Genomic DNA, 21,998 nt, shown 5'->3' with positions numbered 1-21,998 from the left:
ATGGGCTTTTTACTGTATAATAAGAACAACTAAATTTAGAAGGGAAGGGGAATAGAAGAGTGGTAAAAAAACAGAAATCCATTAAAACCAATGCGATTCGAATCCTTGAAAATGAGAAGATTGCCTATCAAATGCGTAGTTACGAGATAGAAGATGGCCAAAATGACGGTGTTTCGGTAGCGAAAAAAACGAATGAACCACCAGAAAACGTTTATAAAACACTAGTCGCTATGGCAAGTAAAACAGCATTGCTCGTCTTCATCATCCCGGTAACGGAAGAACTCGATCTAAAAAAGGCCGCAAAAGCTGCCGGTCATAAGAATGTAGACATGTTGCCTATGAAAGAACTTATGAAAGAAACTGGTTACGTACGTGGCGGTTGTTCACCCGTTGGCATGAAAAAGGAATTGCCGACATTTATTGACCAACAAGCGGAAGCCCTCGACTATTTCTTCGTTAGCGCTGGAAAAGTAGGTTTGCAGATGAAGCTCGCGCCAAGTGATTTAGCTACTGTAACGAAAGCGCAATTCGTGGACATTGTCAAAAAATGACGGAACAAGCGCACATTTATCTGTTACAATGAATCAATGACAATATGACAACTAGAAGAAAGAAGAATGTTTATGCGTAATTTATTAGCTTGGCGATGGATTTTTTTCATTGGCGGAATGATGATCATGTCGCTCGGTGTATCACTTACAATTAAAGGACAGAGGCTCGGCATCGGTCCTTGGGATGTACTACACGTCGGTTTGTTCCAAAATATTGGGTTGACGATCGGTTCTTGGAGTATTATAACAGGATTTTTAATCGTTATCGTTACATCGCTTATTCTGAAGGAGTGGCCTAGAGGGGGCACTTGGCTAAATATGATGATTATCGGTCTATTCATCGACTTTTTCAACTGGCTATTGCCTGATTTGACTTCACTACCCGCACATATTGCTAGTTTCGTACTAGGTGTCTTAATATTAGGTTATGGCGTGGGCATTTATGTAGCGCCTAATCTTGGTGCCGGTCCGCGTGATAGCTTAATGTTATTATTTGTTGAGAAGTTCGGCTGGAGTTTACGCGCGGTACGTACTGGAATCGAAGCAACCGTCACGGTAGTAGGGTTTTTCCTCGGTGGACCTGTGGGGATTGGTACACTTATTGTCGTGTTATTCACAGGACAAATCATTCAAATCTCCTTACCGCAATGTCGTAAAATGTTATTAAAAATTACGAATCAAGACGATGAAAAAGGATTATTACACTATAAAGAAGCATAAGCGGAGACGCTGTGCTTTTTTTATTTGCTCATACATAGAATGAAAGGAAGAAAGAAAGGATGGTCAGCATATACGGGCATATGACAGAATATATGGGAATGGCTTATACAGGAAAAGGTATCATGCATAAGTACGATGAATTACTGGAGGAATCGCGAAAGACGATATTTTTGAAGTGTCTGCCAACGCACGCCTTATCCCAAGTATTAAACGATTTAGCGGTGCACTTTGTTGATAAAGGACATAGAGTAGATCGTTTCATGAATCCAGGCAATGTAGATAAAACGGATGCGATTTTTGTCAAAGAATTAAGTCTATTCATCTTGCAAGCTTCTCATCCGATTTCATTTGAACCGACGGATATAGGGGGGCGCCATAAAGTATTTTGCTTTTATGACGTCTATCATCAAGAGCAGCTGTTTGATAAACAGGAAGAAGTTGATCAGTTGCAGAAAGTAGGGAAAGTTTGTTTTGAAAAGGCGATGGCATCTCTGAAAGAAGCGAAAATCATTCATGATGAATGGGAAGTAGTCAATATTCAACGCATGGATTGGAAGCGTCATGAAGAAATGATAGAAGAACTGAAGGCGGAAATATTCGGAACGATTTCATTGGCGAAACCCAGTCACACAGCGCATCGCATTATTGGTTCATTGTCCGCTGGCAGTGCACATGATTTCATTCCTTCTATTACGAAACGACTGAAGCGTCGATTGCTGATCAAAGGATTACCGGGTACGGGGAAATCCACGATGATGCGCGCACTTGGCGAGGAAGCGCAGCGCAGAGGAATTGATGTGCTCTACGGTTGGTGCGGTCTAGATCCATCAAGTATTGACTTAGTACTATTTCCAGAGTTATCGATTGGACTATTTGACGCGACCCAACCTCATGCCTATGATGCTGAAAGTCCGCGAGATGAACTAGTCGATATCGTTCCGCTGTGCGCTGAGGACGAAAAGCTGGAGATGCAAATTGACGGTATTCGACAGAGGTATCAAAAAACCATTACAGCGGCAGGAAATCATATGCAAGTGGCGATGAAATCACAAAACAACGTCAGAGTTCAACTAGATCATGCCTTGAATGTAGAGATTTTTGAAAAGAAATTGCAAAGTTTGTATGCTTTAATTAAAACAATCGATTGACCTGGCTGACGCTCATAGATTTGGCTTATGCGCTCATAGCTCCCGGTAATGCGCTCATAGCCCCGGTCAATGCGCTCATAGCCCAGGTTAATGCGCTCATAGCCCAGGTTAATGCGCTCATAGCTCCCGGTAATGCGCTCATAGCCCCGGTTAATGCGCTCATAGATCCCGGTTATGCGCTCATAGCCCCGGCTTCACACGAAGTATTACGAATAAAAAACAAGTGCTGAGAACTTATTCGTTCTCAGCACTTGTTGCTAGTTCACAATCCGTTTCATTCAAATGTATGAATATAGAATGCTTCGGTGTGAAGCCACTCCAATGCTTCTTGATCATTCGCAGCCCAGCGCTTTTCCATATCAGGAAGCATCCAAATTGTCTGGGAAGCGTGTGCGCGTAACGCAGCAATTTTTTTATCAGCAGCGCCTGCTACATGATGCACCACATGCGGTTTACCAATTAATTTCACGGTATCATTATCGAAAGCTTTAACATAGACGACCGGTCTTTCATCTGACGGCATCCGTTGAACAGCCTCTAACACGGCAACACCCGTCGCGTTATGATCGGGATGGACAGCTAATGTTGGGTGGAATGTGATGACGAGTGAAGGAGTCAATTCATCGATTAAATCTGCCATCATCTTAACCAATTTCTCAGGATCTTCGAATTCAATTGTTTTATCACGTAAGCCCATCATACGTAAATCGGTTAAGCCCATCGCGTCACAAGCGTCAAGTAATTCCTGCTTACGGATTTGTGGTAACGTTTCGCGGTTGGCGAATGGAGGATTTCCTAGGTTCCGTCCCATCTCACCGAGTGTCAAACAAGCATAAGTAATCGGTACGCCCATCTCAACATACGTAGCGATCGTACCCGCACTGCCGAATGATTCGTCATCGGGGTGAGGGTAAATAACTAATACATGTCGTTCTTTTTGTAACATGTGAAAAACTCCCTTCTTAGTAAGCGAATGGTGTTTCGCTAATTTCAAGCGCTACGGCAAGTTTGCCATCTGGACCCAGTCCCGCCATCAATAAACGATTATGTTCGTCTAGTGTATAATGCGTGATACCTTGAGCATAAATCCATCCACTCGGCATTTTTAGACCGACGCGGTGAGGGGAGTCACCTGTAACCTTCCCAAGTTCATAGCGAATGACAATATTTCGGATAAACGCACCCGCATTAAAAAAACCTTCTTGAAAATGGGAAGCATACGATCCATTCGTTGTCTCTAAATGTATGTATACATCTTTGGTAGCAAAAGAGTCCAATAACTCCTGTAAATGATTCACTTCAACGGTTTGCATATTTATCCTCCTCGTATAGTACCAGTATATAGAAAGTCCTGTTTGAATGCGATTAGACGGCTCGCGTAAAAAGCCAGAAAAAGTTTCCTGGCTTTTGCACGTTATGGGTTATTATACTTCTGTTAATGTCACTTCTGGCGCATCGTACTGACTTTTCGCACCGTGCATAACAGGGCCTACATATTCATTGAGCTTCCAGCCGTGTGTAATTGCTGAGGTTACGAATTGCTTTGCTTCCACTACAGCATCTTTAATCGTCATGCCATTTGCCAAGTTCGCAGTGATGGCTGCCGCAAATGTACAGCCTGCACCGTGATTATAGTACGTGTCTGCTCTTTCAGCTTCTAATAAAGTGAATGTCTGACCGTCAAAGAACAAATCGACTGCCGCAGGATGATCTAATTGCTTACCACCTTTGATTACGACATTACGAGAACCGAGTTCGTGGATTTTCAGAGCTGCTTGTTTCATTTCGTCAATCGTTTTTGGTGTTTTCATGCCAGCTAATTGGCCCGCTTCGAATAAATTCGGTGTGACGATTTCTGCTTTCGGAACTAAATAGCGAATCATTGCATCCGTATTACCTGGATTCAAAACTTCATCTTCGCCTTTACAAACCATAACAGGGTCAATAACGACATGGTCTAAACCGGATTCGTCAATGGCCTCACCAGCCGTCCGAATGATCTCTTCTGTACTTAGCATGCCGGTCTTAATCGCATCAATTCCAGTAGACAATGCTGTTTTCACTTGAGCTTTCACCACATCGATTGGCAATGAATAGACATTATGCGCCCAGTTAGCATCTGGATCCATCGTTACGATAACCGTTACAGCAGTCATACCATACGTACCATGCTCCTGAAACGTCTTCAAATCCGCTTGAATCCCCGCCCCGCCTGACGTATCAGAACCCGCAATCGTCAAAGTCTTCTTCAATTCCATTACAAAACGTCCCCTTCACGTACCAAATTTTCTTGTTCCTTATTTTATATCACAAATTGTCAAAATACAAACCAATTACGCTTGAATTTATTTCAATGATAGTCGATGAAACCTATTAACCTGTCGAACGTACAGATAGAAAGAGTATTTTCACTAGTGTGTTGATTCCTACATTTTTAATATAGAAGGGATGTGAATTATGAGTAAACGTAAAACAGGTTTTCTTAACCTCACACTGGCTTTATGGTCTTCTTGGAGAAAAACCTATATAGTTCTTATTTTATTATTAGTTGCTGCTCTTATTATTCTCCCGATTATAGGTTTTAATCTAATGAAAATAGGTTCTACTTTTGCTGAACAAAAAGGGGCTTTCGTTGAGCGCGTAAAAGAGCTACAAGAACTGACTACAGCGGAAACTTACACGAAAGTGCTAGTGGAACGAACGGACAATGAATTATTCGGTCATAGCATCGGTGTCAACTTTCCAGGTACGAAACGAAATATATTGGTCGTCATTCCTGGCTCCATAAAAGCGGGAATTGATCTAGGGGATTTGACGGAAAAGGATGTAGAAATAGATGAGGCCGGTAAGCATATTCGTTTAACATTGTCGCCAGCTGAATTTTTCGGCGGAGCTGAATTATATTTTGACCAAGTGGAAGTCTATTCAGTAGAAGGATTATTTCGTGGCAAAGCGGATATAAAAGAAGGATATGAACTAGCGAATGAAGCAAAGTCATTAATAATAGAAGAAGCGTCAGAACAGGGCGTACTTCAATCAGCTGAAGTTAATGCAGAGAAGACATTAAAAGACATGTTTTCATTTGCGGGCTATACGCTGGAAATTGAATTTAAGGAGTGAAACAGATGAACCCACAATTCCATAATGATTGGGACACCGAACTTACTAATGAGTTTGCTAAACCATATTACCAAACATTACGAAAGTTTTTACAGTCTGAATACGCTACGCATGTGATTTATCCGCAAATGATGGATATGTGGACAGCATTCAATTTAACACCATACCGAGATGTCAAAGTAGTCATTTTAGGGCAGGATCCATACCACGGTCCAAATCAAGGTCACGGTTTAAGTTTTTCAGTGAAGTCGGGCGTTAAGATACCACCAAGTTTACGTAATATATTTAAAGAACTATCAGCGGATCTTGATATACCGATTCCTGAAAGTGGAAGCTTGACAGGATGGGCGAAACAAGGTGTACTATTATTGAATACGGTATTGACGGTACGTGAAGGTGCGGCAGCTTCACACCGAGGGAAAGGCTGGGAGGAGTTTACGGATGTAGTCATCCGTAAACTCTCTATGCGTAGGGAACCAATCGTTTTTATTCTTTGGGGCCGCCACGCACAGGAGAAGACAGCTTTAATTAATCCTAGGAGACATGTGATTATTGAATCACCACATCCAAGCCCGCTTAGCGCATCGCGGGGATTTTTTGGTAGCCGGCCATTCTCGAAAACAAATGCGTATTTGCGTGAATGGGGCGTGCAACCCGTTGATTGGTCGAAAACATCTTCAGAGTGAGTCTATAGATAGAAGGGAAGTGTAGTAATGGCGGTCAATTGTTTTGGGTGCATGTACTTCTTTACGACATGGGAACCACAAAATCCAAGAGGGTGTAAGGCATATGGCTTTAAGACTAAAATGGTACCGTCCGTCGTTGTGAAGCAATCGTCAGGTATGGAATGCATGAAGTTTGAACCGAAAAAAGGAGTGAGGTTGCGATGATTTCATCAGAACAATTGCTTGCGGAAATCGAGCAACAAGTTCATGTGGCGAAGCAAGCGAGTAATGAACAAATGAGAAGGGAAGCGATTTCAGCTGTGCGTTCCCTATGTAATGTTGTACTGAACGATCACACACCAAGTCAACCGGTGCCTGTAGTGCTTAGCTCTGTGCAAACACCAACGCCCGTTACGTTTGGTGAACAACCTTTACAGGAAGCGGATGCCAACGGAGAATCATTATTTGATTTTTAACGTTGCCACAAAGCGTTCGAAAACCGTTCATTTTGTTCAGTATTGATATGGTAAACTAGAAGTAATATGTACGTTAGTAGCCGGAAGAAAGAAGGAATTATCATGCCGTTTTTTATTATTGCAGGAGCAATTAACGCAGCGATTGCTGTTGGTTTAGGTGCGTTTGGTGCGCATGCACTGAAAGAGCGTCTGTCAGCACACTATTTAGCTATTTGGGAAACAGCGGTACAATACCAAATGTTTCATGCAATCGGTCTATTAGCAGTAGGGATTTTAATGAGTAGCGCGTTACTTGGACCTTCCACACAATTATCGTGGGCAGGTTATTTATTGCTAGCAGGTATCATCATCTTTTCGGGCAGTTTATATGCACTTAGTCTATCCGGTATCGGTATATTAGGAGCGATTACTCCTATTGGCGGTGTCGCGTTTATTGCTGGATGGATTCTATTGATTATCGCTGCTATTAAATTTGGCCACTAAGCCTTATAACGAAAAACCGTTCACAGACGAGTGAACGGTTTTTTGTGCACTTATGGTGTTTGATCGAAGTAATTTAATTCTTCACCGAACTCGGCATAATCAAAGTAAATCATCGGGAAGAGGAAGCGACGCCCTGTTTTCGCTTCGCTGAGAATGACGTGATCCCGTCCTGCCGCCTCGACGACACCAGCGACAGATTTTGTATTCTTGCCAGCTTCTACCGCATGTTCGAATGAAAAATGGAAAATGCCTGGTTTTCCTCTGTTTAATCGTAAAATATTCTCGATGTATGATTGCTCTCGAAACGGAGGCGTAGTCGGTGTTGCGCCTGTGAAAGTTCCTTGTGGTGGAGCCATTTGCTGTTGGCCGTAGCCGGGATAATAATATTGAACCATTTCAACATCCTTTCCAGATTTGTGAGATATTTGGGTAGTCTTGTTCGGTAGGAGAGTAGAGCCGATGTAAAACCCCCTTGCGTCTATACTATGTGCGAGGGGGGAAGGGTATGAACAAAAGATTTAAAAGGATGTAGAAGTGGATACTTTATAAATTGTCCGGGATTTCCGCTACAGAAAGGGACGCTTTCCGGAGGGCGTGGCTTGAGCCAAGCGAACAGGGAAGGGTTCGCTTTGCCGTATTTCTGCGGTCTATGCAGAAATTAAGGCAGCTCTGTGCTCCTAACGCTTCGCTTTTACTCGCAAAAGCCGTACTACGCAACGGCTTTCGCTCAGTCCAGGGTCATAAGGCGCACGCTGATCCTCCCGGAGGATCGCCGCGGGCACTCCCGAACGCGGCCGACTGGAACGCAGCGTAACGGTATCCTTCCCATTTCCTCATTCTAAGGCCAACAAAAAAGACCACGAACGAATTCGTGGTCTTTCGCTTATTACACTTCAAAGAACGAAGCGCGCTTGTCTTCTTCTAAAATCGTACCGATGAAGAACGAACCGAACACGCCATAACGTGCACTTACTTCATCAAAACGCATCTCATATACGAGCTTCTTAAACTGCAACACGTCATCCGAGAACAACGTCACACCCCACTCGTAATCATCAAAACCGACAGAGCCGGAGATGATTTGCTTTACCTTTCCAGCGTAGCCTCGACCGATCATGCCGTGGCTGCGCATCAAGCTCTTGCGGTTATCCATATCTAGCATATACCAGTTATCTTCGCCTTCACGCTTCTTGTCCATTGGATAGAAACATACATATTGGCTGCGTGGCAGTTCAGGATACAGACGGCCGCGGATATATGGATTCTGGTATGGATCCTCATCCGATTCGCCCGCTAAGTAATTCGATAACTCCACTACAGACACATAAGAATACGCTGGAATTGTGTAATCAGCGATCGTTAGCTTATTAAATTCTGCTTCTAGTTGCTGTAGTTCGTCCATTGTTGGGCGTAATGTCATCAGCATGAAATCGGCCTTTTGACCAACCACAGTATAAAATGCATGACTGCCTGTTTTTGCTTCATCCGCTTCGTTCAGGCGCTCTAGAAATGCTAGGAATTCATTGACCGCTGCTTGGCGTTCTTCTTTTGAAATCAATTTCCAAGAAGCCCAGTCCATTGTTCGAAAATCGTGAAGTACGTACCAACCGTCTAATGTAATAGCTGCTTCATTCACTTGAATTCAGTCTCCTTTTAAATCAAAATTTATTCATCTTTAAGTGTATCATAAACAGACTTTAGACGTTAGGGATTAAGGTAGAACCGACTCAAGGTATGACGAAATTGTGGAAATGAGGGAGCGGTGTTTGTAGGTTTAGAAATTCCTAGTGAATATTGTAAGGGTTTCAGGTATGATGAATAGGAAAAAAGTACAAAGGGTGGGAATTGCACATGGCAGATCTTTTTGATGGTATCCGAGCGGCACTAGAAGGAAAAGGGAAGACGATTGTATTACCTGAAGGGGAGGACGCAAGAATTCTTGAAGCGGCTGTACAACTAAAGCAAGAAGGTATTGTGACTCCGGTTTTATTAGGGAATGAAGCGGCTGTTAGAAAAGCAGCGGATGAAGGCGGGTTCGATATTTCCGAGATTCAGTTAATTGATCCTGCAAACGCTTCCTACAGTGAAGAACTAGCTGAAAAGTTTGTTGAGCGTCGTGCGGGGAAGGCAACAATCGAGCAAGCGCGCGAGCAAGTAAAAGATGTAAACTATTTCGGCACGATGTTACTCTATACAGGGCGTGTGGATGGCCTAGTAAGTGGTGCTGCGCATTCAACAGCAGATACTGTTCGTCCGGCTTTGCAAATCATTAAGACGAAGCCTGGCGTTTCAAGAACGAGCGGAGCTTTCATTATGATGAAGGGCGAAGAGCGTATGGTTTTTGCGGATTGTGCAATCACAGTTAATCCTACAGCGCAAGAATTAGCTGAAATTGCGGTGGAAAGTACAAAAACAGCAAAAGCATTCGGTATCGATCCACGTGTTGCAATGCTATCATTCTCAACAAAAGGTTCTGCGGTGACGGAAGAAACGGAAAAAGTAGTGGAGGCAGCGAAGATCGCACAAGAATTAGCGCCTGAACTTTCAATTGATGGAGAATTCCAGTTTGACGCAGCGTACGTTCCAAGTGTTGCGGCTAAAAAAGCACCGGAATCCGTTATTAAAGGGGATGCAAATGTTTTCGTTTTCCCGACATTAGATGCAGGAAACATCGGTTATAAATTAACGGAGCGCTTGGGTGGCTACGAAGCAATTGGACCGATCTTGCAAGGGTTGAATGGACCTGTAAACGACTTGTCACGCGGCTGTTCTGCGGAAGACGTCTACAAACTTTCCCTTATTACAGCAGCACAAAGCCTATAACGTAATTCATGTAAAGCTGATATACTAGATTGTGAAGCGTCTACATCATGAACAACGATGGGAGAACTAGACATGTCACAAGATAAAATATTATTAAATCAACCAGCTTGGCGTTTCATTGATGAATCGATTACGGCACGAAGTCGTTCTGCGCTGGAATCGTTTGCGATGGATGATGCGCTTTGTCAACTAGTCGGCCAACAGCAAAGCGTTCCTGTCGTTAGGACATGGGTACATAACCGAACGGTCGTCCTTGGAATTCAAGATCATCGCATGCCTTTTATTCAGCAGGCGATTGACGAACTTGAAGACAAAGGTTATCAAGCAATTGTACGTAATTCTGGCGGTCTCGCGGTTGTACTCGATGAAGGGGTACTGAATATTTCACTACTCTTTTCTGAGCAAAAGTCGTCGATTGATATTCCGGTAGGTTATGAAGCGATGCTAGCTTTCGTGAAGCGACTGTTTCCCGAGCTAGGTGAACAGATTGAAGCCTATGAAATTGTCGGTTCCTATTGTCCAGGTTCCTATGATTTGAGTGTGGCGGGTAAGAAATTTGCAGGTATTTCCCAGCGGCGTTTGCGCCAAGGGGTAGCTGTGCAAGTGTATCTGTGCATTGAAGGTAGTGGATCTGAGCGTGCTGAACTGATTCGTGATGTGTATGAGACAGGCTTGCAAGGACAGGCGACGAAGTTCAGCTATCCTGTAATTCAGCCTGATGTCATGGCTTCGTTATCCGAAATCTTTGATACACCGCTGACGGTTAATGAAGTGGTCATTCGTTTACAATTACTGCTTCGTTCATTAACGGAAGATGTCCAACAAGGTGGATTAAGCGACGAAGAACTCAATCTTTATGGCTTTTATTTGCAACGCGTCGTGGATCGTAATCAAAAAATGTTATCGTAAAAAAGAGCTGCCAATCAGTGACTGATTGGCGGCTCTTTTGATGATACTAGATTACCGTTTGGCTCCATTTTGAATAAGGGAGCTACATGCTCACTTTCTTCATTGAGCGCGATTAATCTGCGTGCACGGTTCATGATTTGAACGAATTGTTCATAGTCATCTTTCAATGTACGATTCTCTTTTTTCAACTCTTCCAATTTCGCTTCTGCCGCTTTTAATTGCTCTGTCGCAGTTTTTGCCGTCTGTCTCCAACGAAGTGCGTCTGTGTCTGCACCTCCGTTATGATGCATGCGAATCAAATACGCAATGACTGTATCAAGGGATAAAGCTGAAAGAGGGACTTGAATTTTTTCTTGCCCATCTCCACTAGCATCCGGACTATAAAGTGCCTGATTGCGTCTTTTAAAATCTGTACCTAGCACGCGCAATGTTTGCTTTCTCTCTTTCTTTGCTTCCGATAGCTCACCCTCGTATTCTCGTCGCACGACTGCATTCCATCTAAAACCACAAGCAGCAGCTGTTCGATTCAATGCGTCACCCACTTCTTCAAACGCACTTAACTGCGTACTACCTTCCCTCACATGTCGTAACACCGTCTCTGCCAACAACTCATCATCAGACTCTAACCAAGCGTCTTGTCTAACTTTCACCATCTCCATGCCTCCTGTCTTGAACTCTCTTTCTACTGCCATTATGACCATTCACCGAAACTTTTATTCAGAGACTCACAAAATTCTATTAAACAAATGATGTAAACGTGTTCAAAGGTGGGGTATAGCAAGGGGCGAAGCGATTATGTATGGCGGATTCATATAGGGAATCTGAAAATCCTTCATAGAGTCTATGTCACCTTGCGTCGTTTTTTGCTATACTGGAAAGAATGAAGGTTGAGGTGAAGACATGGCGTACCAAAACGAAAAATTGCCCGAAGAAAAGGTATTTAAAGATCCAGTGCATCGTTATATACACGTCCGGGACCGCGTGATCTGGGACGTCATTAACACGCGTGAATTCCAAAGATTACGGAGAATCCGCCAACTCGGCACTACCTATCTCGTCTTTCACGGAGCCGAACACAGCCGATTCCAACACTCTTTAGGCGTGTACGAGATCATGCGTCGGATTATCGACACGGGCTTTAGTGGGCGTGAAGAATGGGATGAAGATCAAAGACTTGTCGCGCTATGTGCAGCGTTATTGCACGATTTAGGACACGGTCCGTTTTCCCATGCGTTTGAAAAAGTATTCAATTTGGATCATGAACAATTCACTCAGCAAATTTTATTGGAACAAACAGAGGTCCATGAAGTGTTGAGTCGAGTAGCGCTTGATTTTCCACAAAAAGTGGCAGATGTTATCGCGAAAACGTATCCCGATAAACTAGTCGTCAGTTTGATTTCCAGTCAAATCGACGCGGATCGGATGGACTATTTGCAGCGCGATGCCTACTATACAGGTGTTTCCTATGGTCATTTCGATATGGAACGTATTTTGCGTGTCATGCGACCAACGGAAGATCAAGTTGTCATCAAAGACAGCGGAATGCATGCGGTAGAGGATTACATCATGAGTCGCTATCAAATGTACTGGCAAGTGTATTTTCATCCGGTGTCGCGCAGTGCAGAAGTGATTTTGATCAAAATTTTGCATCGAGCGAGACATTTATATGAAACGGGCTATTCATTTGCACAAGAACCGTTCCACTTCATATCATTTTTTGAAAAAGAATTTAAGTTAAAACAATATATAGCACTTGATGAAAGTGTGTTATTGATGTATTTCCAGTTGTGGATGGATGAATCGGATCCGATCTTAGCAGACTTATGCGATCGTTTCGTCAATCGTCGACTCTTCCAGTATGCAGAGTTCGATCCAGCGTCCCAATATATGAAATTCGGTGAGCTAGTGGGACTATTCCATGAAGCAGGTCTCGATCCGGAGTATTATTTAGTAACGGATTCTTCCTCTGACTTGCCTTATGATTTCTATCGTCCAGGCGAGGAAAACGAGCGTGTTCCGATTTATCTGCAAATGAAAAATGGAGATTTACGTGAACTGTCACGGATGTCTGATGTCGTGGATGCGATATCTGGAAAGCGTAGGACAGACCATAAAATTTATTATCCAGAGGACCGACTCGTGAACGGCAATCCGTTACACGATAAAATTTTGGAGTTGTTAAAAGGTTAAGAGAGGGGTTGCACGTGTTGCTGCAAGAGCATGCAAAAATCGTTCAGTTTGTGTCGTTGGCGTGTGAAGTGAATGGTCGTAAGAAAATGCAAAAGATGGTTTATATATTAAAAAAGATGAACTTCCCATTTGTGGAGAAATACGAGCTTCATATGTACGGACCGTATTCAGAGGAATTGACGTTGCGCGTAGAAGAACTATGTGAGATGGGTTTTCTGGCGGAGCGTTTTGAAGATAAAGGATCGTATAAGCAATATTGCTATCAAGTGACGGATGAGGGATCGATGTTTTTGAATACTGCAGAAGAACCACGGACGCAATTGTCAGATTGTATTGAGCGATTAAACAGCAAGTCGTCCCGCTTCCTTGAATTGGTTTCGACGCTGTTGTTTTTCGATCAGTTAGACAAAGAACAGCAAATTGCCAAGGTACGTATCGTGAAGAATAAATTGAACTTCACTGAGCAAGAAATGGATCAAGCGTTTGAATTTATTGAAGAGCTGCAACTGGTTTCTGCTGGATGAAATCCTGAACCGCACACTTTGACTTTTAACAAACAAAAGGATTCTCATGACGAGAATCCTTTTGTTTGATTACTTATCGCTTTCTCTTACACCGCTAGTAGAAAAATTGTCTTTTGACATTTCTTCAATGTACACACTAATTCTTTCAACAGGCGCGCCAGATGTCTCAGAAACCGCTTGTGTGACTTTTTCACAAAGCGCTCGTTTCTGTTCATCCGTGCGTCCTTCTAACATTTTTACAGTAATGAATGGCATTTTACTTCCTCCTTTGCAGAAAATTCAGGTATAGTACATATAATAACAGAGATAGAGGTGGATTTACATGGCGAGTGAGAATAACTCGAAACCGAAGTTAGGTTTTACGATTATTAAAAATGACCCGACAGATGGTCATAAAGGGTTTGGCATTGGATCTTTGTCACTGGAAAACATTTCACCTGTCATCATCGACGTGGAAGAAGGTACCGCACAAGTAGAAATGGGTGCGATGCATGCCCGCAGTGATACGGAACGTGGCATTAAATTCACGACCAATCGTGAAGACTCAGAAGGCGGGAAACCGTATTGGCTTGTATGGGTAACGATTGATTATCGCGAAGAAGGCCCTTACTACGCAGGCGTTACAGCTTGTGAAATGGTCGTCAATCGTGAAAAACGTCGAGGCTATAAACTGTTGGCTGATCACGTCAACCGAATGGATAAATCGATGAAACGTAATATTATCGTGGATGATATGGATGATCGTTCGAAAAAGATTTTAGCGGACTTTTTACAAAACCATAATGCGGAACTTTGGGAGCGCAGTACACCTGAATTACATGAAGGTTTACGCTCGGAGTAAGGATTTATTCCAGCAGAGTTCCAATTAAATAAGTCAAATGTGTGACAATTTGTTTTGTAGTCTCTTTGAGGTTGAATGTCTGCATGAAACGAAGTAAACTGAACATACAGCTTTGCTGCTGTAACCTAGGACAACTGCTATACATACTAATTGTTTGATGAAGCCACAAAACCCAAGCAGGTGAATTCATTCAGTGGTTGTACTGCAGTCAAAAAGACCTCACTCTCCGCGGATTCGGAGAGTGAGGTCTTTTTCTCTTGTGTAGGATGACTCGTTGTGCTCATAGACCTAGGCTTCGCGCTCATAGAACTAGGTCACGCGCTCATAGACCTTGTGCTCGCGCTCATAGAACTAGGCCCCGCGCTCATAGAACTAGGCCCCGCGCTCATAGACCTTGTGCTCGCGCTCATAGACCTAGGCCGCGCGCTCATAGACCTGGTCTTCGCGCTCATAGACCTTGTGCTCGCGCTCATAGACCTAGGCCGCGCGCTCATAGAACTAGGCTTCGCGCTCATAGAACCAGGTCACGCGCTCATAGACCTGGGCTTCGTGCTCATAGACCTAGGCCGCGCGCTCATAGACCTGGTCTTCGCGCTCATAGACCTAGGCTTCGCGCTCATAGACCCAGGCTTCGCGCTCATAGACCTAGGCTTCGCGCTCATAGAACCGAGCCCCAAGCTACCCAAAGTCTTCATTCAAAAAACGAAAACGGAAATAACTCCAACTTCGAATTCTCTTCATCTCCGGCATGTTGCTCCCTCAACGAGCGATCCGTACATAACTTCTTCGGAACATCTTTATCCTTTAGATAAACCAATCGCTGTTTTGGGCATTCATTGACCGCGACACCGCCCGTTTCGATATCGACAATGACGCCTTGAACACCTTTAGGTGGTAGAAAAGGCTCCGGTGCTGTTCCTGCATGCGCAGCTTCCATGAAGTCAATCCAAATCTTTTTTGAAGCGGCTTTGTCTTCTAGATTCTCTAATTGCTTCCCGCGATCGAACCCTGTCCAGATTCCTGCTGTCAATGTGGGGGAGAAGCCGATTAAATATTGATCGGATATCGTAGTTCCTGACTTAGCTGCATAGGGACGTGTTTGTTTCGGACGCATCGACAAGCCCGTTGAGGATAAATAGTCGCTAAATACTGGATCAAACATGCCCGTCATCAAATGAGTAAGCACAAATGCATCTTGCGGAGACATGATCCGTTTCGGCTTCTTCTTCGTATGCTCATAAATGACTTTCCCTGATGAATCCGTTATCGACAAGATCATTTGTGGCTCTACCTGTAAGCCTTTTGATGCGATGCGATTATAAGCAGTCGTCATTTCTAACAATGACACTTCAGACGTTCCAAGAGCTACTGCCGGGGCTTCCGGAAATGCAACATCGATTCCAAGACGTTGCGCCATCTTCGTATATTGCTTATAGCCCACGTTTTCTAATGTCTTCACTGCGTAAATATTATCCGAAATCGCCACTGCTTGTGCTAATGAAATCGGCTTCGCTGCGAATTCACCATTGATATTGCTTGGTTCATACGTCGAACGTCCATCGTCATACGTAAAGACCGTCTTTTCCGCTGTCATGAAGGTTAACGGATTAAATCCATTCTCAAGGGCGGCCGCATATAAAATAGGCTTCATCGCAGAACCGGGCTGCCGTTTCGCCTGTGTCACTCGGTTAAATGAACTATCCGCAAAGTTTACCCCGCCGACCATCGATGTAATAAAGCCCGTATCCGCTGCCATAGATACAAATCCAAGCTGCAAATCATTATGGGGCATCCATCGCTGAATCACTTCTTCGGCAGTTTTCTGATGTTGCTGATTGAGTGATGTACGAATCGTCCAACCACCTTCAGCAGGCGACCGTCCTTTAGTTAGCAAGATTTCTTCCGCTTGCTGCCAAGCCGAATCAAGAAAGTACGGGGCTACTTGTTTCGTATCTTCCCAGCTTTCCGTTTTCAGCACGATTTTCTCTGCACTCGCACGTTCCTTCTGCGCTTCCGTAATTAAACCGCCACGTTCCATTAGACTCAACACTAAAAGCTGTCGATTCCGCGACTTTTCGGGATTAGCAAGGGGTGAATAAATTGAAGGGCCTTTCGCGATTGCCGCAATTGTAGCCGCTTCTTCAAGTGTTAGTTCTTTGGCTGCTTTCGAAAAGTAAAAACGACTTGCCGCTTCCACACCATACATACCATGACCGAAATAGACCGTATTTAAATAGCCTTCCAATATCGTATCCTTGTCGTAAAAGACTTCCAGACGATAGGCAAATAGCGCTTCATGAATTTTTCGCGTCCATGACTTTTCATGTGTCAAATACAAATTCCGTGCATATTGCTGGGTGATCGTACTGGCACCTTGCGCTTTACTCATCGTTTTGACATCTTTCAAAACTGCAGCCGCAATCCGTTTATAATCAAAACCATGATGCGAAAAAAATTTCTGGTCTTCTGTTGCGATAAACGCATCAGCTAAAAAAGGGGACATATCCGATAACTTCATCCAATAGCGGCGCTGCTGTGAGAAGTGATCGCCAATCTGATGTCCACTATGATCTAAAAATAGCGACGCTTTCGGAACGCTCAGTGAAGGAGCACCGAGTATTTGCGCGTAAAGCCGAAGAGCAATCATCACAGTGACAGCCGCAGTAATGAACATAATAGACAGCGAAAGAAATAGTTTCTTAAATCTTTTTTTGTTTGTCGATTTTATATAGTCGGTACGTTTCATTAAGCATCACATCCCGTTCCATTCAGTATCTTTTGACAGTATGGGATGGAATAGGATGGATTAAACGGTGACCGTTAAAAAGTTTAGTCGCGGTAACGTTGAAAGTGGCAGTGGATGAAGTGTATAATGAGTAAATCTATCTAACATAAGGCGGTGAAAGAATGGAAGCGCCAAAAGTGGACGTTCAGCTCCGTTCTGTTATTCAACATCCAAGTCAGCCGGCGGAAACACATCATCTGCAGGCGAGTGGAGAAATCATTGAGAAAAAAGGACAACACTACTTACTGTTTGATGAAAAACTAGAAGGTATGCCGACCGTCCGTACAACAGTAAAATTACATGCGGAAGACGCGTTTATTATGCGTAAAGGTGGCGTACAAATGCGATTGCCATTCCGTCCCAATGATTCAAGAATCGGCACATACGGCAATGGACCAGCCATTATGGATATACTAGTCGTTACAAAAAGTCTTCACTCTATGCCTGGACAGTTCGCGGTGGCATATGAATTGCATGCAAATGGTACGATTTTAGGAAACTATGAACTGACAATAACCTACTCGGAGGTAACACAATGAATGCAGTAGAACAGATTCAACACGAAATTAAAGAAGCGCTGAAACAGGCGATAGAAAAGGCAGAACTCGTAGAATCATCGGATATTCCAGAGATCAAATTAGAGTCGCCAAAGAATAAAGAAAACGGTGATTATGCGGCTAACATCGCAATGCAATTAACGAAGCTTGCGAAAAAGCCTCCACGTGCAATAGCAGAAGCTATATTAGAAAAACTTGACACGACAGACACGGCAATCCAGACAATTGAAATCGCAGGACCAGGCTTCCTTAATATTAAAGTGAAGTCGGATAGTCTAGCGGATGTCGTTAAATCCGTTCTAGAGCAAGGAGAGGACTACGGCCGTTCAGAAAGTGGCCAGCAACAAAAAGTTCAAGTGGAATTCGTTTCGGCTAACCCAACTGGCGACTTGCATTTAGGTCACGCGCGCGGTGCATCGCTAGGGGATTCATTATGTAATATTCTCGATAAAGCAGGCTATGATGTAGCACGTGAATATTATATAAATGATGCAGGAAACCAGATCAATAACTTGGCACTATCCATTGAAGTTCGTTATTTCGAGGCGTTGGGTCTTGAAAAGGAAATGCCGGAAGATGGTTATCGTGGAGCAGATATTATCGCAATTGGTAAGGACTTGGCAGAGCAATATGGCGACAAGTATGTACATGTCACAGAAGAAGAGCGTCTAGCATCTTTCCGTGAACACGGCTTACAAATCGAACTCGATAAGTTGAAAAAAGACTTAACGGATTTCCGTGTTCATTTCGACAACTGGTTCTCTGAAACGTCTTTATATAAAAACGGTAAAATTGAAGTGGCGTTAAATAAATTACGTGAAAATGGTCATGTCTTTGAAGAAGGCGGAGCAACTTGGTTCCGTTCGACAACATTTGGCGATGACAAAGATCGTGTGCTGATCAAGCAAGACGGTTCATTTACGTACTTAACACCGGATATCGCGTATCACGAGGACAAACTTCATCGTGGTTACGACAAGCTTATCAACATTTGGGGAGCCGACCACCACGGCTATATTCCACGTATGAAAGCGGCAATCCAAGCACTAGGTTACGATCGTGAAACATTGGAAGTAGAAGTTGCACAAATGGTTCAGCTCTATAAAGACGGCGAGAAATTCAAGATGAGTAAGCGGACAGGAAAAGCCGTCACTTTGCGCGAACTAGTCGAGGAAGTCGGACTCGACGCAGTACGTTATTTCTTCGCGATGCGTTCAGGCGACGCGCAAATGGACTTCGACCTAGACCTTGCCGTTTCTAAGTCTAACGAAAACCCAGTCTATTACGCACAGTACGCACACGCTCGTATTTGTTCAATTCTGCGCCAAGCAAAAGAGCAGAACATCCAGGCGTCAACAGAAAACGTTACACAACTTCAAGACGAAAAAGAACTAGAGCTATTGAAGAAACTCGGCGATTTCCCGAAACTAGTCAGCGACGCAGCACGCCTTCGCGCACCGCACCGTGTGACGACATACATCCAAGAACTAGCCGCAGCATTCCATAGCTTCTACAATGCAAACAAAGTTCTTGATCCAGAAAACAAAGAACTATCCGAAGCACGCCTAGCCCTAATCACCGCAACTAGCACAACCATCGCAAACGCGTTGAAACTAGTCGGAGTAGAAGCGCCGGAGCGTATGTAATAAAGAAAACTAAGCAGCTGGTCCGTAGTAAATCGGGCCAGCTGCTTTTGGTAAGCCGTAAAATACATCTAGAGTAAAACAATTTGCCACTAGCTTAATACGATTGGCGCGGTTGTACAGGGGAATAGCGCGGTTGGGTAAAGTGATGGCGCGATTATGTGTCGAAATGGCGCTGTTAGACGAAAGTTTGGCTCGTTAGAACTGACGATTGGCGCGGTCTATGTCGTTAATTGCGCGTTCTTGTACATGACGGAAAGCGTATCCCACTCACTTCACCCTGTACAACAGACCAATGTATAGTATAATAAACACAATTACGAATCACATTTATTCCGAAAGGTTCTCTCATTCAAAGAGAGATTAAAAGGGAAATCGGTCCAAGCCGATGCGGTCCCGCCACTGTAAGTGCATAACGCACGAGCCAGATACCTACCCTCATCGGAAAAAAGATTCTGCAGCAACCTACGAGGATAGGTAAAGCGGAGGGAATCTACTATAGATTTCGTCCTGCCTAATCCTTCGAAACAATCGAAGGGTTTTTTCGTATGTGCAGCAGTGACGTAATGGAATACAAACACACTAGGAGGATATGACATGAAGAAGTTTTGGCAACTGTTGCTAACAGCTATGCTCGCAGTATTACTACTAGCAGCTTGTGGCAACGATAAGAAGAAAGAAGAAGCTCCGGACAGTTCAGATCAGACATCTGAAGAAACAACTACAGATGAGGTAAAAGACACTACGTATCCGTATACGCTAAATGACGCGTCTGGAGAAGATATAACGTTTGAAAAAGCACCAGAATCCGTTATTTCATTACTTCCAAGCAACACAGAAACTTTATTTGCAATTGATGCAGGGGACAAAGTAATCGCAGTTACAGAAAACGATGATTTCCCAGCTGAAGTTGCAGAACTAGAAACAGTTGGAAACTTTACTGTTAACGTTGAAAAAGTAATTTCATTGCAACCAGAAGTGGTCTTTGCCCATGAAATGATGCTCGACTCAAGCGAAGAGGGAATTAACCAAATTCGTGAAGCAGGTATTCCTGTCGTTGTCGTACCGAATGCAGGAAATTTTGAAGAAACATATGAAGCGATTCAGATGATCGGCGAAGTAATGGACAAGAATGAAGAAGCGGCTCAAGTCATAGAAGGTATGCAAGCAAAAGTTGCTGAAATTAAAGAAAAAGCAGCGACGATTACAGACAAGAGACGTGTATTCGTTGAAAACTCTGATGTACCGGAAATCTATACACCAGGTAAAAACACATTTCCACAGCAATACCTCGATATGATTAACGCAGAAAACATCGTAACAGAAGATGGCTGGGTCATGATTAGCCCTGAAACAATCGTTAATGAAAACCCTGACGTGATCGTAGTCATGTATAGTTACGTACCAGATATTATTGAAAAGATTAAAAAGCGTGACGGTTTCGATACAGTTACTGCAGTGAAAGAGGATCGAGTCGTACAAGTTGAAGAAAATATCACAAGCCGGACAGGTCCACGTTTAGCAGACGGACTAGAAGTTTTTGCAAAAGCAATTTATCCAGAGGTTTTTGGTGAATAAAACCTTGATCGCCTATGCTGTGTCAATTGCCACGTTACTCGTGGCAATCTGGCTCGGTGTATCGATTGGTGCTGTGAAGATACCGATAGAGACGCTATGGAGTAACAGTGACGCGACAGCAAGTAATATTTTGTGGAAGATTCGCATGCCACGTGTGTTGCTGGCAGGAATTGTTGGCGCATCACTCGCGATTTCAGGTGCCGCATTCCAAGGGTTACTGAAAAACCCATTAGCTGACCCATATACCCTCGGAGTGTCATCCGGTGCCTCTGTAGGCGCTGTGGTTACACTCTTTTTTGGTATCTCCTTACCAGTCTTAGGGGCGTACACATTACCTGTATTTAGTATGGTCGGTGCTGCGGCTACGATGTTCTTAGTCATCGGCTTTGCTCGGCTAGTCGATCGTTCGATGAAAATGGAGACGATTATTTTAACAGGTATTATTTTCGGTTCATTTCTAGGCTCTGTTTTATCGCTGATGATTGCATTGACACAAGAAGAGTTACGTCAAATCGTCGGTTGGTTACTCGGAAGCGTGTCGATGCGCGGTTGGAATTATATTACGATGGTGTTGCCATTTTTCATTATCGGTTCATTCATTCTGTGGCTCAATCGTAGGGAGTTGAATGCGATGCTGTTTGGTGAAGAACGCGCGCATCATTTAGGAGTCAATGTAAAGCGTCGTAAGTTACAAATTTTAATTGGCGGCTCTGTCCTGACGGGTTCTGCGGTGGCGGTTTCGGGGACAATTGGCTTTGTTGGCTTAGTCGTTCCGCATATGACACGCATGATGTGGGGGTCCGACCATCGACATGTGCTGCCGTTGTCTTTATGTAACGGAGCTGCATTACTAATCATTTGCGATTTAGTCGCTCGGACGATTATTTCGCCGGCCGAATTACCGGTTGGTGTCATTACGGCATTCATCGGTGCTCCAGTCTTTGCCTATATCTTTTACAAGCAACGTAGGAAGGGGGCCATGTAG

26 protein-coding genes and 1 riboswitch are annotated in these 21,998 nt (G+C 43.7%); of the genes, 18 read left to right on the top strand and 8 right to left on the bottom strand.

Annotated features, from left to right (window positions below; translation table 11 throughout):
- Positions 1-59 precede the first annotated feature (59 nt).
- The 4 genes from ybaK (at position 60) to CSV79_RS05115 (ending at position 2,649) form a co-directional block, all read left to right on the top strand.
- The gene (gene ybaK, locus CSV79_RS05130) at positions 60-551 is read left to right on the top strand and encodes a Cys-tRNA(Pro) deacylase (RefSeq protein WP_099687967.1); all 492 of its coding nucleotides are present in this window, start codon (positions 60-62) and stop codon (positions 549-551) included.
- A 72-nt stretch (positions 552-623) separates the two neighbouring features.
- Complete coding sequence (locus CSV79_RS05125) at positions 624-1,271, top strand: YczE/YyaS/YitT family protein (RefSeq protein WP_099688029.1); 648 nt, start codon at positions 624-626, stop codon at positions 1,269-1,271.
- A gap of 59 nt (positions 1,272-1,330) precedes the next feature.
- Positions 1,331-2,419, top strand: a complete 1,089-nt coding sequence (locus CSV79_RS05120) for a hypothetical protein (RefSeq protein ID WP_099687966.1) — start codon at positions 1,331-1,333, stop codon at positions 2,417-2,419.
- On the top strand, positions 2,416-2,649 hold the full coding sequence (locus tag CSV79_RS05115) for a hypothetical protein (RefSeq protein ID WP_099687965.1): 234 nt from the start codon (positions 2,416-2,418) through the stop codon (positions 2,647-2,649). The genes CSV79_RS05120 and CSV79_RS05115 overlap by 4 nt, the downstream gene beginning before the upstream one ends.
- Before the next feature lie 44 nt (positions 2,650-2,693).
- Here CSV79_RS05115 and bshB2 read toward each other — a convergent pair whose 3' ends face one another.
- From bshB2 to thiD, 3 genes are all read right to left on the bottom strand, one after another.
- Complete coding sequence (gene bshB2 / locus CSV79_RS05110) at positions 2,694-3,365, bottom strand: bacillithiol biosynthesis deacetylase BshB2 (RefSeq protein WP_099687964.1); 672 nt, start codon at positions 3,363-3,365, stop codon at positions 2,694-2,696.
- A 16-nt stretch (positions 3,366-3,381) separates the two neighbouring features.
- Positions 3,382-3,732, bottom strand: a complete 351-nt coding sequence (locus tag CSV79_RS05105) for a YojF family protein (RefSeq protein ID WP_099687963.1) — start codon at positions 3,730-3,732, stop codon at positions 3,382-3,384.
- 111 nt (positions 3,733-3,843) lie between these two features.
- Positions 3,844-4,677 carry a bifunctional hydroxymethylpyrimidine kinase/phosphomethylpyrimidine kinase gene (thiD, locus tag CSV79_RS05100; RefSeq protein ID WP_099687962.1) on the bottom strand — a complete coding sequence of 278 codons (834 nt, stop codon included), beginning with the start codon at positions 4,675-4,677 and terminating at the stop codon, positions 3,844-3,846.
- Positions 4,678-4,876: 199 nt separating this feature from the next.
- On the opposite strand from thiD, the gene CSV79_RS05095 reads away from it, so the two are divergent.
- The 5 genes from CSV79_RS05095 (at position 4,877) to CSV79_RS05075 (ending at position 7,163) form a co-directional block, all read left to right on the top strand.
- Complete coding sequence (locus tag CSV79_RS05095) at positions 4,877-5,539, top strand: DUF4230 domain-containing protein (RefSeq protein WP_099687961.1); 663 nt, start codon at positions 4,877-4,879, stop codon at positions 5,537-5,539.
- A 5-nt stretch (positions 5,540-5,544) separates the two neighbouring features.
- Positions 5,545-6,225, top strand: a complete 681-nt coding sequence (locus CSV79_RS05090; protein WP_099687960.1) for a uracil-DNA glycosylase — start codon at positions 5,545-5,547, stop codon at positions 6,223-6,225.
- A 27-nt stretch (positions 6,226-6,252) separates the two neighbouring features.
- A complete protein-coding gene (locus tag CSV79_RS17065; protein WP_099687959.1) occupies positions 6,253-6,429 on the top strand; it encodes a uracil-DNA glycosylase in 177 nt (58 codons plus the stop codon).
- Positions 6,426-6,680, top strand: a complete 255-nt coding sequence (locus CSV79_RS05080; RefSeq protein ID WP_099687958.1) for a YwdI family protein — start codon at positions 6,426-6,428, stop codon at positions 6,678-6,680. The genes CSV79_RS17065 and CSV79_RS05080 overlap by 4 nt, the downstream gene beginning before the upstream one ends.
- A 102-nt stretch (positions 6,681-6,782) precedes the next feature.
- Positions 6,783-7,163, top strand: a complete 381-nt coding sequence (locus CSV79_RS05075) for a DUF423 domain-containing protein (protein WP_099687957.1) — start codon at positions 6,783-6,785, stop codon at positions 7,161-7,163.
- Between the two features lie 50 nt (positions 7,164-7,213).
- Here CSV79_RS05075 and gerQ read toward each other — a convergent pair whose 3' ends face one another.
- Together gerQ and hemQ are read right to left on the bottom strand one after the other, a co-directional pair.
- Positions 7,214-7,558, bottom strand: coding sequence for a spore coat protein GerQ (gerQ, locus tag CSV79_RS05070; RefSeq protein WP_099687956.1), 345 nt, complete (start codon positions 7,556-7,558; stop codon positions 7,214-7,216).
- 491 nt (positions 7,559-8,049) lie between these two features.
- On the bottom strand, positions 8,050-8,799 hold the full coding sequence (gene hemQ, locus CSV79_RS05060) for a hydrogen peroxide-dependent heme synthase (RefSeq protein ID WP_099687954.1): 750 nt from the start codon (positions 8,797-8,799) through the stop codon (positions 8,050-8,052).
- 215 nt (positions 8,800-9,014) lie between these two features.
- Here hemQ and pta point away from each other — a divergent pair, with 215 nt between their 5' ends.
- A complete protein-coding gene (pta, locus tag CSV79_RS05055) occupies positions 9,015-9,986 on the top strand; it encodes a phosphate acetyltransferase (protein ID WP_099687953.1) in 972 nt (323 codons plus the stop codon).
- A gap of 72 nt (positions 9,987-10,058) precedes the next feature.
- Positions 10,059-10,895: an octanoyl-[GcvH]:protein N-octanoyltransferase gene (gene lipL / locus CSV79_RS05050; protein ID WP_158232469.1), complete on the top strand. Its 837-nt coding sequence runs from the start codon at positions 10,059-10,061 to the stop codon at positions 10,893-10,895.
- Positions 10,896-10,909: 14 nt separating this feature from the next.
- Here lipL and CSV79_RS05045 read toward each other — a convergent pair whose 3' ends face one another.
- On the bottom strand, positions 10,910-11,548 hold the full coding sequence (locus CSV79_RS05045; RefSeq protein WP_099687951.1) for an RsfA family transcriptional regulator: 639 nt from the start codon (positions 11,546-11,548) through the stop codon (positions 10,910-10,912).
- A gap of 247 nt (positions 11,549-11,795) precedes the next feature.
- Here CSV79_RS05045 and CSV79_RS05040 point away from each other — a divergent pair, with 247 nt between their 5' ends.
- Together CSV79_RS05040 and CSV79_RS05035 are read left to right on the top strand one after the other, a co-directional pair.
- The gene (locus tag CSV79_RS05040; RefSeq protein ID WP_099687950.1) at positions 11,796-13,085 is read left to right on the top strand and encodes an HD domain-containing protein; all 1,290 of its coding nucleotides are present in this window, start codon (positions 11,796-11,798) and stop codon (positions 13,083-13,085) included.
- Positions 13,086-13,102: 17 nt separating this feature from the next.
- Positions 13,103-13,609, top strand: coding sequence for a YwgA family protein (locus CSV79_RS05035; RefSeq protein ID WP_099687949.1), 507 nt, complete (start codon positions 13,103-13,105; stop codon positions 13,607-13,609).
- Between the two features lie 69 nt (positions 13,610-13,678).
- Here the strand turns inward: CSV79_RS05035 and CSV79_RS05030 are convergent, their stop codons facing one another.
- On the bottom strand, positions 13,679-13,864 hold the full coding sequence (locus tag CSV79_RS05030; RefSeq protein ID WP_099687948.1) for a 2-hydroxymuconate tautomerase: 186 nt from the start codon (positions 13,862-13,864) through the stop codon (positions 13,679-13,681).
- A 67-nt stretch (positions 13,865-13,931) separates the two neighbouring features.
- Between CSV79_RS05030 and CSV79_RS05025 the strand changes: the two genes are divergently transcribed.
- The gene (locus CSV79_RS05025) at positions 13,932-14,450 is read left to right on the top strand and encodes a YwhD family protein (RefSeq protein ID WP_099687947.1); all 519 of its coding nucleotides are present in this window, start codon (positions 13,932-13,934) and stop codon (positions 14,448-14,450) included.
- Between the two features lie 691 nt (positions 14,451-15,141).
- On the opposite strand, the gene CSV79_RS05020 is transcribed toward CSV79_RS05025, so the two are convergent.
- Positions 15,142-17,196 (bottom strand): transglycosylase domain-containing protein, encoded by a 2,055-nt coding sequence (locus CSV79_RS05020; protein WP_099687946.1) that lies wholly within the window; start codon positions 17,194-17,196, stop codon positions 15,142-15,144.
- A gap of 161 nt (positions 17,197-17,357) precedes the next feature.
- On the opposite strand from CSV79_RS05020, the gene CSV79_RS05015 reads away from it, so the two are divergent.
- The 4 genes from CSV79_RS05015 to CSV79_RS05000 all read left to right on the top strand — a co-directional run bounded on the left by CSV79_RS05015 (position 17,358) and on the right by CSV79_RS05000 (position 21,998).
- Positions 17,358-17,774 carry a YwiB family protein gene (locus CSV79_RS05015; protein WP_099687945.1) on the top strand — a complete coding sequence of 139 codons (417 nt, stop codon included), beginning with the start codon at positions 17,358-17,360 and terminating at the stop codon, positions 17,772-17,774.
- Complete coding sequence (argS, locus tag CSV79_RS05010; RefSeq protein ID WP_099687944.1) at positions 17,771-19,438, top strand: arginine--tRNA ligase; 1,668 nt, start codon at positions 17,771-17,773, stop codon at positions 19,436-19,438. The genes CSV79_RS05015 and argS overlap by 4 nt, the downstream gene beginning before the upstream one ends.
- A gap of 322 nt (positions 19,439-19,760) precedes the next feature.
- Positions 19,761-19,889: riboswitch (cobalamin riboswitch) on the top strand.
- A gap of 143 nt (positions 19,890-20,032) precedes the next feature.
- Positions 20,033-21,013: an ABC transporter substrate-binding protein gene (locus CSV79_RS05005; RefSeq protein ID WP_099687943.1), complete on the top strand. Its 981-nt coding sequence runs from the start codon at positions 20,033-20,035 to the stop codon at positions 21,011-21,013.
- Positions 21,006-21,998 (top strand): FecCD family ABC transporter permease, encoded by a 993-nt coding sequence (locus CSV79_RS05000; RefSeq protein ID WP_099687942.1) that lies wholly within the window; start codon positions 21,006-21,008, stop codon positions 21,996-21,998. Before CSV79_RS05005 ends, CSV79_RS05000 begins: the two co-directional genes overlap by 8 nt.

The sequence above is a fragment of the Sporosarcina sp. P13 genome (assembly GCF_002743055.1).
Classification (GTDB): Bacteria; Bacillota; Bacilli; order Bacillales_A; family Planococcaceae; genus Sporosarcina.
Note: the sequence above shows the minus strand (reverse complement) of the source record. Positions and strands in the feature narration are given on the sequence as shown.